Here is a 15,602-nt window from a genome sequence, read left to right on the forward strand (position 1 = left end):
TACTGGTTTTGCTCAGATCGACCTCATCTATAGCCCAGGTCCCCAGATATCTATCTAACTACAAGTCATTATACCAGATTGACCCAAGAGCCGCAAATAAACAATGGTTTGAAGATGCCCACTTTGGTTTGTTTATTCATTATGGCCTGTACAGTCAATTAGGTAAAGGAGAATGGGTACAGTTTAGAGATACTATACCGGTACATGAATATGCCCAACTTAAAGATGCCTTCACAGCTCAAGGATTCAATGCCAAACGTATAGTTGCCCTGGCCAGGAGAGCAGGCATGAAATACATAACGATCACCAGCAAGCACCACGAAGGATTTTGTTTGTTTGACACTAAAGAAACTGATTATAATAGTGTCAATTCACCTGCAAAACGTGACCTGATCGGAGAGTTGGCCATAGCATGTGAAAAAGCCGGTCTCGGCCTGTTTTTATATTATTCTTATGCGGCCGATTGGCACCATCCCTATTTCTATGCTGCAGAGCTAAATGGATTTTCCCGCCCTTTTTACCTGGAAAAGCAACCGGAATACCAGTATGAGAAACGGGAAGACTTTCGTCATTATATTACTTATGTACATGCTCAACTCAGAGAATTATTGACCCAATATCCAACTATAGCGGGCATTTGGTTTGATCCCATCAAAGGAGTATACAATCGACCAGAACTATTCCCCATAGAGGATACCTACAAACTCATCCGCCAATTATCCCCACATGCACTCATATCTTTCAAGCAAGGAGCTAATGGGGAAGAAGATTTTATGGCCCCCGAAAGAGGTGGCAATACGAGAGTCTCAGTAGACAATCCCCTGGCGCAACAAGTGTATGTATTAAATCAGGACAAACTAAAAGAAGTATGCAATACCATGCAAAAACATGTAAAAAACATACAAGGAGAAAATTGGGGCTATAATAAAGGATTGGATGGCCATCATCTAAAGGTGCTGGAAGTCCGCGCACTTCTGAATGAATCTTATGAAAAGCACTATAACTTATTGCTTAACATTGGACCCCTGGGAGATGGCTCGGTGCATCCCGAAGATGTGTATACGCTTTCAAATCTGAATAAAAAATAATTTTTGGCCATTAGGCAAATTGACTTTCCAAAACTGATGCAGGTCATCCAGGTAAATGACAAGGTTCAATAACTTGAATCCTTGAAAATGCCACTTTAGAATCTAAATTGAAATGCCCGATGAAAAAAATTGATTTAAAAAAAGAACATCTCCAGCTTTATAAGGCCTCCAACACGCCTGCTTTAATCACTGTCCCTAAACTTCAATATCTAATGGTCGATGGCCAGGGAGATCCCAATTCGGCAAAATCTTTTCAGGAGGCGATAGAAGCCCTGTACAGTATGTCTTATACTTTAAAGTTTATGATCAAAAAAGGAGCCCAACAAATCGATTATGGTGTGATGCCCCTGGAGGGTCTTTGGTGGACAGATGATATGAACGATTTTTCGATGGCTAATAAAGCTGCCTGGAAATGGACGATCATGATCCTGCAACCAGACTTTATCACTCCTTCATTGGTGGAGGAAGCCAGGCTCGCAGTTGCCAAAAAGAAAAACTTTCCCGTACTTCCATCCCTCAGATTAGCATCTATGCAAGAAGGGTTATGTGCACAGGTTCTTTATATCGGTCCATATAATCAGGAGCCACCGACGATCATAAAACTTCATGAGTATATTGCATCGCAAGGGTATAAATTAAAGGGAAAGCACCGGGAGATCTATCTCAATGATATGCGGCGCACCGCTCCGGAAAAATTAAAAACCATCATTCGGCAATCGGTTACAAAATAGATCACACCGAGGTTTTTTTGTACCCTTTGAACCAATAAATCAATTTAATTCTTGAAAAGACTTTCAAAACTCATAATTGACCGTCAACTCAAAAGCTATGGTGCAAGTAGAACAATCCAATTTAATCGTGGATGGTCGGCCCTGAACAAAATTTTTCAATACAAATGCGATCCCACCCATACTGGTATAGACATTGCCATCATCTGAATCGTGTAAAAACATGCCATAAGTCTGGTTCATATCGGTGAGGCTGAGCGCTGGAAGAATAATATTAAAATCGTGTTGTTTGGACACATCTGCATTAATCTTAGTCAACTGGCTGGACCATAGTCTTACATCGGTAGAATTATCAGCTTTTAGCGTAAATAGAGAAGGATATATATCTGGTTGTGTGCCATCGGAATCCCAGGGTTTGCCGTCCTTTTGAGTAGCAGGTATTTTGAGTATTTTGATAGCAGTGACATTCACTGCTTTAGGCAACGACTCTGTCTGGCATAAATTACCTTCATATCCCACGGGGCATTTACAATCTCCGTTTTCACAAGTGCCGCCGTTTTGACAAATAATGTCTTCACATGGATCTTTTTTGGAACAAGAAGTCACGACTACAGACAGAGCGAAAGCGATCGATAAAATAAACAGGAATTTTTTCATAATGTAACTTATTATTTGTTCCTGCAAGTTTAAAAATAGGATTCGTCAATCATCCTACCCTCAGGGGTGGTTTCAGTGTATTAACCTGTGTTTGATCATTATTAATAGTGCTATCTTCAAATCTCAATGGTCAAAGACTGATGTTCTTTGATCTCTTTGCCAGCTGGAAATAATTTGACTGCCTGATCCAATCTAAATGATTCCAGCTGTAAATCTCCCTTCAAAACCTTTAGCTCTGCTACCCAGCCGGAACCAGATTTTTTCATCTTCACCTGACCGTAGGCGTATCCATTGGACCAGAAAAATTGGCCCTCCTGCGCTTTGAACTCCATGGATTTTGCAATGGCAGAATAATGAAATCCGGTCAGCGCAAGTGTAGCTCCCCAACTGGTCATCGCGCGCGCATAATGGTGTCCACACTCCGCTTCGTCAAATGGGCTTCTTTTGAGGCCGTCATAGCGGTCCCTGATGTTGCTGATACAAGTGAGTCCCTGATCTATCTGCCCTTCATACAACATCCCGATGGCGGCTGTATATTCAAAGCCGGTCATGACTTCTGAAAAATAGGGGAAAGGTATTTTGGGTCTTCCTCCCCTTGGATAACTGGCCATGAGTAAGGCCGCTTCATCTCCCAGTGCATAGGACCGCATATTATTAAAATGATCGAGCATAGAGGAGCGGAGATTGTACTTCATGATACTTTGCAGCGCAGTTTGGACATGATCACGATCAACCAGGTAACCTAATCCATACACATGTGCCATATACTGACCTATAAGCTGATCTACCAGGCAACCTTTGCCCAATTGATATGGAGGATCACTCGTATAGACCTTGCCACTGGCCACGGTAGCTTTTAATACCTGGTCTTCACTAAATGCTGTTTGCACAATCTGCTCATAGTATTCTCCATTAAATAATTTTTCGTCAGTAAATTTTCTGCCCTGCTCATACAAACGATGACAATCTGAAGCAACAGCATTTTCCTTCATCGCTTTGGCCATCTCTTCCATAGCACGCAAAGCACCAAGGTACCAGATCTGCATCTGTGGATTAGGCCCATAATATTCTACATCCATGGTATTGTGCTGACACCCTTCCATGACGCCATCTTTATTGCCATCCCATCCTCCAGGCAGCCAGGCAAACTGCATCGTACGCTTGATCGAAGGATAAAGTTCTTTTAACAAATCTTGATTGCCCGACAATTGCCAATCGCGATACATGCGCATGATGGTGCCCATCTGTCCATCTGCAGCAGCTGCCTTGATGGATTGTGCTTTGGTCTCCAGTGGCAAGCCTACCCTGAAACTCATAAACCCTGTTGGGTCCGTAGCCGGGCCAAACTCAGTCCTTCGCATCGTTTGTGCGAGATCACCAAATAGAAATCCGGTAGCTTGCTCATAATTCCATACATGAGTACAAGATCCCTGGCAGGAGCCATAATTGTCCATACAGCCTTCCCATCCCATCATGGTTCCGTCTTTTATCCTAAATACAGTCTGTGATCGAAGGGTGCTTAGATTGAACAGGGCAGCTTCTTTGACCACGGTCGGAAGATCACTTTCCACAAATGCAGTTACAAATTCGAGTGTTTTGTTTTCCAGGGCTGGTAGTTTATCTACGGTTTTATCCAATACATCCCAGGCATCCTTGTATTGAGAAGTGTAATAATTGCCAACCACTTCATTTGACCAGGCAAATCGATTAGGGAAATGCCAGGTGATATAAAAAGTAATCTCCCGAGATTTATGTGCTGGGATCGAAAGTTTTACTGCCAAGGAAGCTTGCGGATCATGGTCTGTCAATTGATCTTTGTCTGTAAGGATGCCGTCAGCGCTAAAATCGTCCCAAAAATCAAGGAGGGCATTTTCCCAATCATTGGATCGGGACGATCTGCGATAGCTCACTTGCTGATCACTATTGGTAGTAAGTGCCATAGTCCCCCAAGCTTCTGAAGTATGGGGGACGCTATCCGAATACATGAAGATTCCCTGGACACCCGCGGATTTTCTGAAAATATTTTGATTGTGATTGGCCCCAATCGGCACCTGGTCACCTTTCCAATCCATCCTGGTCTTGGATCCATCATTTCCTATAAAATTTCTCATCAGTCCACAAACTGATGCTTCAATCGGCTGATCAGTTTTATTCCTGACTTCATACTTTAAGATAGCTATGGGTATTCCGCTGGAGGATGCGTCTGTCGGAATGAGCGGATTATAAGCCTTCAGGGTAACATCCACCGGCATTTGATCATCCGAGAGATTGACTTGACCAAATGGATAGGTAGCATCAAAACTAGCGTGGCTAAACCGAGGGATGCCATGATTGTCAACAGGACGGCCTTCTTTATCCTGGTAGTCTATAGCATCCAACGGCCCCATGAGTCCCTTGATATATTTTTTGCCATTCTTTTCCTGCACATAAATGGAAAAAAAAGGCACTCCATTGCCCATCTGACCTCCGCTAAAATTTTTAGCAGGCCGATTCATAATCTCCCAGTCCCTCAATTCGCCTTTGCCACTTAAAGAAACGGTTCCAGTTCCGATACCCCCAATCGGTAGGGCTATCCTATACAAATGATTTTGGTCGTAGTGTTTGAGGACTGGAAAATTCTGACTCCTTCCATTCACCGGAATCAAAATCAATCCTATCCATAAAATCAGGTTCTTGATATTCATTGAATTAGCTTGTTAAGCAGCTGCATAAAGTTCGCAAAGAATTGTGAGTCTGACATACATGAAAATGCTTTCTTGGAGCTTATTCAAATACTTATGGCATAATCGTTAAAGCCGTGCGTAACCCAGTCTCTCGATATCTCTGTGGTCTTTGGTGAGATGAGCCTTACCTTCTGACAGGACATACAAATAATCGCATAGATCGATGACATGCCGATACATATGATCCGTTATAAGAAAACCCTTTATGAGTTTTGCCTGATGCAAAAGTTCTTTAATTTTTTCTATATGCAAAGGCATTACATGAGAAAAAGGTTCGTCCAGCATAGAAAAAAGGGATTTAGATTTTATGATGACATATACTTCTATCAGTCGCCTTTGTCCTCCAGATAGGTTCTTGATGGAAACGTTTCCAATAGGTCCACACTCAGGGAACAAATCTTCAAAATCGGTATAATTCAACTCAAAGTTTGAGAAGATCCGTTGGACTGAAAGCATGGAAGGTATAAAATTAAATTGTGGCAAGTAGGTTATCAGGTCAGGCCGTTTAAATGCCTTTGGCACGGAAACGCTATCAAATCGAATAGATTTGCTCATAGCTGGCAGGCTCCCGTAGATGATATTTATTAGGCAGGTTTTTCCTTGCCCATTTCTACCTAATATGCCGGTGATTTTGCCGGTTTCACACTTAAAGTAAATATCAGACAGAATTCGTCTATCGCCAAATTCCAGCATAATTCCATCAGCTTCAAAGAGGTGGGTCATTTTAGTTTATAACTGATGATGATGGCAAAAATGAAGAGAAAGAAGTCAAACGAGAGAGTAACGTCCAAAAAACATTTTGAAACCCCCAGGTTTTGGTAATAAAAAAATTCTTTTGATTTGTAGTCCGATATAACATAATATACCAACCCCAAAGAAATTATTTTGAACCAAAAAAGCAAACTAAAAGTTCGCAGCCCATGACTCCAAAAAATACTGATACATCCCAAAGTAATCACCCATGTAACCAGGCTAAAACCCCGGTAAAAAGCCCAAATAAGCCTCAACGATTTAAGAAGTTCCATCATTAGTGAAAATGGATATTGCAATTCAAAAGTGCAAAGTTCATCTGATCAAATGTACCGTAAAACAAGATATCAGGTATGTCAAAATATAATTCAATAATGACCACAAAACTCAAAAGGATGAGATTCAGTCTCAATGTCGGTAGGATTTATTATACCAGGAATAAAATCTACCATTCAGCTCTATTTATTGATGGGGTAATTTGCCTCATCAACCCTGGATATTAAAAATAATTTTTCCATCTCTTTTACGATTATGGGATATAGGGATGCAAGGTTTTTGTTTTCGGACGGATCACTATTAAGATCATACAGTTCACAGGCTGACCCGTTGATGCTTCGCTTGATGGCTTTCCATTTACCCTTCCGGATGGCCTGATCAAACCCTCGCTCATGAAATTCCCAATACAAATAAGGATGGATCGGTTTAGATTGGGATTTGGATAATACATTCAAAAAAGATAGTCCATTGATATTATTTGGCTTTTCGGCATGGAGGAGCTCCGCAATAGTTGGGAGGATATCCCAATTGGCCAGGGGCTCATGGATGAGTTTTTTACTCATGCCCATTCCCCAGGCGATGGTCGGCACCCGGATACCACCTTCGTACAAGTCTCTCTTATAACCCCGCAATCCACCGGTACTCTCAAATTCTTTGATGTTTCTGCCCCCTTCCTGGTGAGCTCCATTGTCCGAAGTAAAAAGCACGAACGTATTTTTATCCAAGCCAAGCTCTTTAAGCAAAGTCATTAACTTACCCATGTCCATATCTACTTGTCTGATCATGGCTGCCGTAGCCGCATTGGGCATAGATTGTGAACTATAAGTCGGACTCATACCGGTTCCCTGGACAAAAGGGGTCTCTACAAATACACTTTTACCATTGGCCTTTAAAAAGGGCTTAATGGACTCTTCGGTGGGTATCGTCATTTCAGCATGCGGTAAAGTCATCGGCAAGTACAATAAAAAAGGAGCTTGCGAATTAGCCTTGATAAAATCCAATGCTGCTTTAAAAATATAAGGTGCTGTATTTTGGGTTGAGTCCATTGGATGGGTCCTGGTCACACCATCCTTAGTCTCCCAAAGACTTTTAACATAATAATTATGGGCACTTTTGTGGGTTAAGTACCCAATAAACTCATCCCAGCCTTGTTTTTCAGGAGAGCCTGAATTATTTTCATGTCCTAAGCCCCATTTGCCAAACATGCCTGTCACATAACCTAGTTGTTTGGCCATTCGTGGTAAGGTCAGCGTGGATTCACGCAAAGGAGTCTCTTTATTGCCCCGTATATATGCATGTCCCATATCCATACCTGTCATCAGGGCAAAACGGGAAGGGGCACATACTGTACTGCCTGAATAAAAATTGGTAAACCGGCAGCCATCTGCAGCCATTCGATCAAGGTTAGGCGTAGGAATTATCTTTTGACCATAACAACCTAAATCACCATAACCCAAGTCATCGGCCAGGACAATGATAATATTTGGTTTTGAATTGGATTGTGTGATTCCAAAAGTGAATCCGCAAAGGTGAATGATCAGGAACAATGCTTGTTTTAATTTCATTCTCGAAATTAAATAATCTAAGGATTACTGAACAGATAAGTTGAAAACACAAACTCCATTTTGGGTAACGTGAGATAATTAAAGCGATTGATTTTTTCCAGGTTCCTCTTAAAAAATTATAAACGATGCAAACAAATCTGACAACTCTTATATTGATCTCGAAGTAACCAAAGAAAATTTTTTAATGGAGAGAAATCCTATTCATTGCTGAGCCCTATCTCTTATATAATGCATCAGCCCAAGCAGCTGCGTATCGGTCATATCTGCATAAATAGGCATACCCATCTTTAGACTTGATCCTTTTTTGACTACCTGTCTGAATAAATCCAAATTGAGCGGCACAGCAGAAGCTCTCAGATCAGGAGCCATACCCATTGACACTACATTACCCCCATGGCAGCCGCGGCAAGGGCCGTATTCTTTTTCTCCCAGTGCGACCAGTCCAGCGTCTACTTTAAATGCTTTATCAATGATTGGAGTAGGAAAATAAGGTGGCGGCAAGGGAGGTAGACCCACTTTACCTTCCAGAGAAAAAGTGATTAGCCGACGCATATGACGGCCATAATCCCAGCCAAGGACTTTGTCACCTACTCCGGCAAAGGCACCACCCCAGCCCACCAATAACGAGATATACTGCCTGCCTTTAATGCTGTAAGTAATTGGAGGAGCAGAGATGCCTAATCCTGTGTCAAAAGTCCAAAGTACCTTACCTGTAGCTGCATGATAGGCCAATAGTTTTCCTTCTGCTCTGCCCTGGAAAACCAGGTAACCGGCAGTGGTCAGGGTACCCGCATTCCACAATTCATCCTGGGGTACCTGCCAGATCATTTTTTGTTTGACAGGATCCCAGGCTTGCAAAGAGCCGGGATAAGGCCTTGGTTGTTTTTTAGGAGGAAATAACCTGGCGCCTATACCGCCTTTAAAATCTATGGAGACAAAATTGGTATCAACCCCTACATCTGTGTACGCGAGCGCATCATGTATGGTAGGGATATAAGCCAATCCTGTCATTGGATTATAAGACATCGCATGCCAACTATGAGCACCATGAGGGCCAGGAGTTAACTGAAAAGTATCATTTTTATATCGTGCCCCAGGTGCTTCTACCGGTCGGCCGGTTTTCAGATCGATGCGAGATGCCCAGGAGGTTTCCACAAAGGGCTCGGCAGATACCAACTTGCCGGTTTCCCGATTGATCACGTAAAAAAAACCATTTTTAGGAGCGTGTAAGATGGCTTTTATAGGTTTACCTTCGATCATCAGATCTGCCAGGACGATATCCATATTAGAGTTATAATCCCAGCTCTCACCCGGTGTGGTCTGGTAGTGCCATAGGTAATGACCATCATCCGGATCCAGCGCGACGATAGAGCACAAGAAAAGATTATCACCTCCCTGCGGGCTCCTGATATTTCTATTCCAGGGTCCACCATTCCCCGTGCCGATATATAGTACATCGAGGTCCGGATCATAGGTAAATCCATGCCAGGCATGGCCACCGCCACCGTATTTCCACCACTCGCCGGTCCAGGTCTCCGCAGCCATCTTCATGGCCTCATTTTCAAATCCTTTGGCAGGATCACCAGGCACAATATAAAATCGCCAGGCTTGTGCCCCTGTCTCAGTGTCATAGGCTGTGACATACCCTCTGGTTGGACCCGCTTCTGAGCCGCCATTGCCGATCAGGACTTTGTGCTTAAATGCTTTTGGAGCTCCGGTGATAGTAAATGCTTTTGATGGATCTGTCGTCTGTACACTCCAGATCTCTTGGCCAGTCTTGCTATCTATTGCAATCAACCTACCATCCCAGGTAGCATCAAATATTTTGCCCTCGTAATAGGAGATGCCTCTGCTGTGCGACCAACCTGCACGACGATGTTGACCGATGTGTTTTGCATTTTCAGGATCATATTGCCAGATCAGCCGGCCGGAAGTAGCGTCCACCGCGCGAACGATATTGGCAGTACCTGTAAAATACATGATGCCGTCTATCACCAGGGGTGTTGAGACCAGGGCCTTGTCATTGGGCAAGTCGATGTACCAATCTACCTTGAGCGCACTTACTGTATTGGTATCTACTGCTGTCAATGGGCTAAACCGTCGTTCATTGTGCGTACGGCCATAGGCTGGCCAATCTGTGGTTTGTGTTTCGTCAGCCAGTTGCTTGTCAGGATTGTTTGAGTTGCATCCACCCAGGAGCAAGTAGCCAATTAAATAAAGACTATAGATAAATAGACTATTCTTCAAATCGATCTTCATTTTATATTGATTTACTCGTTTGAAATTAATTAAAAACTCGCGACGGTACTAAATCAATAATAGTGGAAGTTTAAAAATGTCACTGTTTACCAACGAGGGTGATGGAATGGTCGCAGTATAACTGCTTCGAATCGGACGGGAGAGGTTTAGGAGGAGTTGAACTCCGACTCGGTAATCTATTCTAAAACAAAGTATCTTTTTCTTTGCCTCCTCTGATTCTATCCAAGATCCTGCCAAGTTCAGCCTCTGTGGACACCAGTACTTCGCGCGGTTTAGATCCTTCGCCGGCACCAACTATCCCGAGCAACTCAAGCTGATCCATGATGCGTCCTGCACGGTTGTAACCCAACTTAAGTCTTCGTTGAATCATGGAGGTGCTGCCATGCTGATTTTGCACCACCAAACGACCTGCTTCGTCGAGCATGTCATCCAGATCTTCCAGGACCGCTTTTTCGGCACCGGAGGCTCCTTCTTCACCGGTGTATTCGGGGAGGAAGTAGGGAGTAGAAAATCCGCGCTGATCATGGATAAATTTCAGCACATTTTCTACTTCAGGAGTGTCTACAAATGCACACTGCAATCGAATCATGTCTCCTCCAACGCTCAACAACATATCTCCACTTCCGATGAGCTGGTCTGCACCTCCGGTGTCCAGGATGGTCCTGGAATCAACCTTAGATGAAACTTTGAAGGCCAGGCGTGCCGGAAAATTTGCCTTGATCACCCCTGTAATGATATTGACCGAAGGTCTTTGCGTAGCAATGATCAAGTGGATGCCTACCGCTCTGGCCAGCTGAGCCAATCGACCTATGGGCAGCTCGACCTCTTTACCGGCAGTCATGATCATATCTGCAAACTCATCGATCACGAGGATGATGAAGGGGAGGAATTTATGGCCTTTTTCAGGATTAAGCTGTCGGGCAGTAAACTTTTTATTGTATTCTTTGATATTACGGGACTCTGCTTTTTTCAATAAGTCGTACCGGTTATCCATCTCAATGCAAAGTGAATTGAGGGTAAAAATGACTTTATTGGTTTCCGTCACGATGGGTTCGTCCTGGTCCGGTAGATAAGCCAGAAAATGGTTTTCCAATTTAGAGTAAGGGAAGAGTTCCACTTTTTTGGGATCAATCAAAACCAGTTTGACCTGGGCCGGATGTTTTTTGTACAGTAGGGACATCAGGATGGTATTGATACCCACTGACTTGCCCTGACCTGTAGCACCGGCTATCAGCAAGTGCGGCATTTTAGCAAGATCTGCTACAAAGACTTCATTCGAAATAGTGCGACCAAGTGCGATCGGAAGATCCATTTTGGACTGCTGAAATTTATCAGACATCAATACCTCTTTGAGGCTGACGATTTGTTTTTTCTTATTAGGTACTTCAATACCGATGGTGCCCTTACCTGGGATAGGTGCAATGATCCTTATACCGAGGGCAGAAAGATTGAGGGCGATATCATCTTCAAGGTTTTTGATTTTCGAAATTCTTACTCCAGGTGCAGGGATGATTTCATAAAGGGTTACAGTCGGGCCTACGGTCGCTCTGATTTTAGTGATCTCGATTTTGTAGTGCATCAGAGTCTCTATGATCTGATCTTTGTTGGCTTCGAGTTCAGCGCGATCTACTTCAAAGTTTTGATCAGTATAATCATGCAATAACTCTACGGATGGCAGCTGAAACTTAGAAAGTTCAGCATCGGGATCATACGGTTGCAGATTGGCGTAGTGATCTTCAGTCAGGGTAAGGTCTTCAATATTGGGAGAAAGCGGATCCAAAGACATCTCCGGACCTTCTGATAGATGATGGATCTCTAAGTCTAATAAAGCTTCTGCATCGGTCCTGGTCCCGGGCGTATTTATATTTATTTCTTCAAATTCCAGTACCGGTTCATTTTTCCGAAGGTCTTTCAGATCGGCATATTGTGGTTTATAGTGATCTTGATCAAGTGTGATGGGCTCACGATCGTCCCGGAGGTCCGGCACTTCATCTGTGAAGTCCATGTCAATGGGTTTTTTATTAGATCCATTAGTCTCATCAGATACAGTGCCTGAAGGTTGATCTGACTGATTCTTTTTGAAAAAACTTAAAAAGGAGCCCATATTGATAGAAGGTGATTCGCCACCGGACAATTGGTAAGACGGCATCCGCAGACCTGAAAAGTCGGGGTTAAAATTCCAAATGAATATCACTGCGACTATCAATAATAATAATCCAATCAAGCCCACCATGCCCAGCATATTACGTAAATAAAAAGCGATCCATTCACCAATGGCACCACCAAACGGGAAGGCAAATCTACCGAGCAGACTCTCTAATAAAACAGAGGAGTATACCATGATCCATAAAGCTGACAAGGTTTTCATGGCCAGTGAATATTTTGCATTGCGCACCCACTTCCAGGTATACATGAGACTGATATATACGAGGATGAAAGCCGGAAGACCAAAACTCCAGTACATCACCTGATGTGAAAGAAAAGCCCCCAATCGACCGAAAGTATTGGCTACTTCCAGGTCCTTTTGAAAAAATATATGCCATGAAAAATTAAGCACTTTGTCCTGATCAAATCTCCAGGTAAAAAGGTAGGAGATCATACTGATCAAAAGTAAAATTGAAAAAAATAAGGTGAAAAGCCCCAATACTTTTGTCCATCGCTCGTCCTTAAAATTTAGCCTTTTCCAAAAAGGTTTACTGTTTTTCTTCTTGCCCATACTGTCCGGTTATAATAGTCGTATAAAGTGATTCAGACCGTAAATATAACCAGGAATTTTAAATATTAAAATAAAATGCTATTTATATTATATTGATTTTAAGCATTTTGAATAACAAATTTGTAAATTATTGAAAATCAAAAGAAAACATAATGAAAAAAAATGCTACTTAGAGAAATGGTTAATTTCCTAAAGAATCCAGATTTCGGTCCGGGGAGTTTTTAGTTTTGTTGATTTGTACGATGACTAGAAATGATAATGGTTCAATCATGTTTAAATCACCCACTACCATGTATTTACCTACGGGTTTGAATACTTTCTTTACACCAAACTCAATGGCGCTAATAAAGCAAAAGAGCTCTCCTAAAATCAATCCTTCAATTCATTCGGCAACAGACTTCCGGGAAAATTTTGATAAGCAACCGGTCGGGTCCAGCGCTTCATGGATCCCATGCCAACAGCGCCAAAAAAAGGATGGCTCGTTGCAGGGAAAGGACCGCCATGCATCTGTGCATCACACACCTCTACCCCGGTAGGAACTCCATTCCAAACCAATCTACCTGCAGCCTGCTCCAGTGCATCGATCATTTTTGCATTAAGGGCATCTTCAGGTTCACTCCAGATAGTAGCAGTGAGCTGACCTCTGAGTGCCCTTACGATTTCGATCATTTGATCCGGATCATCACATTTGACTATGACTGCAAATGGGCCAAAGACTTCTTCATGCCATTTTGGATGGGTCAAAAAATCTCTGCCAGCTACCACTGCAAAAGCGGCTTTCATGAGATGTGATGAGCCTTCATTCATATTGACCATAGTCACTTCACCTGAAAGATTTTGAAGAGATTGGACAAAACTGGATTGGATTCTTTTATTGAGCATCGGCGAGGCAGCCATGCCAGCGGCTTTGTCGTGCAATCCTTTATAAAAAGCATTAAATTCTGGACTTTCCTGTACCAGGATAATCCCAGGTTTAGTGCAAAACTGCCCTACTCCAAGCGTCATAGATCCGCCTAATTGTTCACCAATAAATGCGGCCCTTTTCTCGAGGGCTGATGCCATCACCACGACTGGATTGATACTGCCCATCTCCGCATAGACCGGGATAGGCTCTGGTCTGGCAGCCGAAGCATCCATGATGGCCCTTCCGGCACGATAGGAGCCTGTAAAACCTACAGCTTTGATCCGTGGGTCTTTGACCAAAACCTGGCCAAGATCCTGTCCTGCTCCATATAAAGAGGAAAATACCCCATCAGGTGCCCCTACTGTTCTGGCAGCTTCCATAATGGCTTGAGCAACCAAAGCATTGGTCCCGGGATGAGAATCATGTGCTTTGACAATCACCGGACATCCTACTGCCAGTGCGCTGGCTACATCCCCACCGCCGGTAGAGAAGGCCAGGGGAAAATTGCTTGCCGCGAATACTACCACAGGCCCAAGAGGCACCAATCTTTTTCTAATATCGGGTCTGGGCAGCGGTTGACGGTCCGGCAAAGCCTGATCAATAAAATTTTCTTCCCAGCTACCATTTCTGAGTGCGGTGGCCATCATATTGATTTGACCAATAGTTCTGCCCCGTTCACCCATCATCCTTCCTTCCGGCAATCCGGATTCTGCACAAGCTCTTGAAATAAGTGTATCCCCTAGTTCGAGGATATTCTCTGATATTTTGTTAAGAAAAGAAGCTCTTTGGTCGGGACTCCAATGGCGGTAGATCTCAAAGGCCATCACAGCCTTGTCGAGCGCTTCGTCGATAGTAGACTGATCTGCGATGGTAAATTTTTCAGCCAGATAAGTTTGACTGGAAGCTTCTACTCCTTGAACAAATGTGGATCCCCCTCTGGTGTCAAATCCCACTATATTCTCTGTAATCATAAATTGTAAATTTTGAGGTTAGGCCTGCTTTGGATGGCGTCATTTATAACAGATAACACCTGGATTCGTTCAATACCGCTTAGTTTTAACCTGGGCGGGCGCACGTGTTCAGTTCCTACTCCGGCTGCAGCCTCAGCAAGTTTTATATACTGTACCAGTTTAGGGTGTATATCCAGCTCGAGCAGAGGCATAAACCACCTGTATATCTTCAATGCATCATCTATTCGACCTTTTTTGACCAAATTAAATATAGTTACCGTCTCTTCTGGAAATGCATTGACTAGTCCTGCGACCCAACCATCTGCGCCAGCCACCAGGCATTCCAATGCCAGGGTATCCACCCCTCCCATTATTTTAAACCTTGACCCAAAAGCATTGATCATTCGGGTGATATTGGTGATATCCCTACTACTTTCTTTGACTGCCTGAATATTGGGATGCAGGGTGAGTTGCTCAAACATGTCTATCGTCACAGCGATCTTATAATCATGAGGGTTGTTATAGATCATGATAGGGAGATCAGTACAGTCGGCGATGGTTTTAAAATAGACCACTGTCTCGTGATCATCTGCCTTATATCGCATTGGTGGCAACAGCATCAGACCGTCGGCTCCTGCAGCTTCTGCTGCTTTGGCGATCTCCACTGCGCTGGCAGTATTCGATTCGGCTATGTTGATTAATACGGGAGTATCGTCATCCGTCTTTTCTTTGGCTGCTGCCAATAATTCCAGGGTTTCCTGCAATTGAAGCGTGCTGGCTTCACCGAGGCTGCCGGCCAAAATCACCCCATGGATCCCATTGTTGAGTTGAAAATCAAGATGCTTTTGGAATGCTGGTATATCCAGGCTATGATCTTCCTTAAATTTAGTAGTAAGGGCAGGATATACACCTTGCCAGTTCACTTTAGCCATTGATGCGATTATTTAATGCAAAAATGGGAATAATTTATGAGGAATCTGCATTTG

At 43.3% G+C, this 15,602-nt stretch carries 10 protein-coding genes; 2 read left to right on the top strand and 8 right to left on the bottom strand.

Translation table 11 applies throughout. The features are described 5' to 3' along the window. Positions 1–8 precede the first annotated feature (8 nt). Both IPJ09_11375 and IPJ09_11380 read left to right on the top strand, forming a co-directional pair. Complete coding sequence (locus IPJ09_11375) at positions 9–1,088, top strand: alpha-L-fucosidase (protein MBK7372021.1); 1,080 nt, start codon at positions 9–11, stop codon at positions 1,086–1,088. 119 nt (positions 1,089–1,207) lie between these two features. Continuing rightward, the gene (locus IPJ09_11380) at positions 1,208–1,819 is read left to right on the top strand and encodes a GyrI-like domain-containing protein (GenBank protein MBK7372022.1); all 612 of its coding nucleotides are present in this window, start codon (positions 1,208–1,210) and stop codon (positions 1,817–1,819) included. Positions 1,820–1,882: 63 nt separating this feature from the next. On the opposite strand, the gene IPJ09_11385 is transcribed toward IPJ09_11380, so the two are convergent. The 8 genes from IPJ09_11385 to IPJ09_11420 form a co-directional block, all read right to left on the bottom strand. Beyond that, a complete protein-coding gene (locus IPJ09_11385) occupies positions 1,883–2,473 on the bottom strand; it encodes a calcium-binding EGF-like domain-containing protein (protein MBK7372023.1) in 591 nt (196 codons plus the stop codon). Positions 2,474–2,589: 116 nt separating this feature from the next. Then, a complete protein-coding gene (locus tag IPJ09_11390; GenBank protein MBK7372024.1) occupies positions 2,590–5,157 on the bottom strand; it encodes a hypothetical protein in 2,568 nt (855 codons plus the stop codon). Positions 5,158–5,262: 105 nt separating this feature from the next. Further along, complete coding sequence (locus IPJ09_11395; GenBank protein MBK7372025.1) at positions 5,263–5,919, bottom strand: ATP-binding cassette domain-containing protein; 657 nt, start codon at positions 5,917–5,919, stop codon at positions 5,263–5,265. 485 nt (positions 5,920–6,404) lie between these two features. After that, on the bottom strand, positions 6,405–7,787 hold the full coding sequence (locus tag IPJ09_11400) for an arylsulfatase (GenBank protein MBK7372026.1): 1,383 nt from the start codon (positions 7,785–7,787) through the stop codon (positions 6,405–6,407). Positions 7,788–7,988: 201 nt separating this feature from the next. Further along, positions 7,989–10,046, bottom strand: a complete 2,058-nt coding sequence (locus IPJ09_11405) for a PQQ-dependent dehydrogenase, methanol/ethanol family (GenBank protein MBK7372027.1) — start codon at positions 10,044–10,046, stop codon at positions 7,989–7,991. Positions 10,047–10,227: 181 nt separating this feature from the next. Then, positions 10,228–12,762: a DNA translocase FtsK gene (locus IPJ09_11410; GenBank protein MBK7372028.1), complete on the bottom strand. Its 2,535-nt coding sequence runs from the start codon at positions 12,760–12,762 to the stop codon at positions 10,228–10,230. A gap of 369 nt (positions 12,763–13,131) precedes the next feature. Further along, the gene (locus IPJ09_11415; protein ID MBK7372029.1) at positions 13,132–14,637 is read right to left on the bottom strand and encodes an aldehyde dehydrogenase (NADP(+)); all 1,506 of its coding nucleotides are present in this window, start codon (positions 14,635–14,637) and stop codon (positions 13,132–13,134) included. After that, positions 14,634–15,548 carry a dihydrodipicolinate synthase family protein gene (locus IPJ09_11420; protein MBK7372030.1) on the bottom strand — a complete coding sequence of 305 codons (915 nt, stop codon included), beginning with the start codon at positions 15,546–15,548 and terminating at the stop codon, positions 14,634–14,636. The genes IPJ09_11415 and IPJ09_11420 overlap by 4 nt, the downstream gene beginning before the upstream one ends. Between the last annotated feature and the right edge of the window lie 54 nt (positions 15,549–15,602).

Source organism: Saprospiraceae bacterium, assembly GCA_016709995.1.
Taxonomy (GTDB): Bacteria; Bacteroidota; Bacteroidia; order Chitinophagales; family Saprospiraceae; genus JADJLQ01.

Excerpts from the sequence above, each read along its gene's own strand:
- IPJ09_11380 (MBK7372022.1), top strand. The coding sequence starts at position 1,208 with ATGAAAAAAATTGATTTAAAAAAAGAACATCTCCAGCTTTATAAGGCC.
- IPJ09_11385 (MBK7372023.1), bottom strand. The coding sequence starts at position 2,473 with ATGAAAAAATTCCTGTTTATTTTATCGATCGCTTTCGCTCTGTCTGTA.
- IPJ09_11390 (MBK7372024.1), bottom strand. The coding sequence starts at position 5,157 with ATGAATATCAAGAACCTGATTTTATGGATAGGATTGATTTTGATTCCG.
- IPJ09_11395 (MBK7372025.1), bottom strand. The coding sequence starts at position 5,919 with ATGACCCACCTCTTTGAAGCTGATGGAATTATGCTGGAATTTGGCGAT.
- IPJ09_11400 (MBK7372026.1), bottom strand. The coding sequence starts at position 7,787 with ATGAAATTAAAACAAGCATTGTTCCTGATCATTCACCTTTGCGGATTC.
- IPJ09_11405 (MBK7372027.1), bottom strand. The coding sequence starts at position 10,046 with ATGAAGATCGATTTGAAGAATAGTCTATTTATCTATAGTCTTTATTTA.
- IPJ09_11410 (MBK7372028.1), bottom strand. The coding sequence starts at position 12,762 with ATGGGCAAGAAGAAAAACAGTAAACCTTTTTGGAAAAGGCTAAATTTT.
- IPJ09_11415 (MBK7372029.1), bottom strand. The coding sequence starts at position 14,637 with ATGATTACAGAGAATATAGTGGGATTTGACACCAGAGGGGGATCCACA.
- IPJ09_11420 (MBK7372030.1), bottom strand. The coding sequence starts at position 15,548 with ATGGCTAAAGTGAACTGGCAAGGTGTATATCCTGCCCTTACTACTAAA.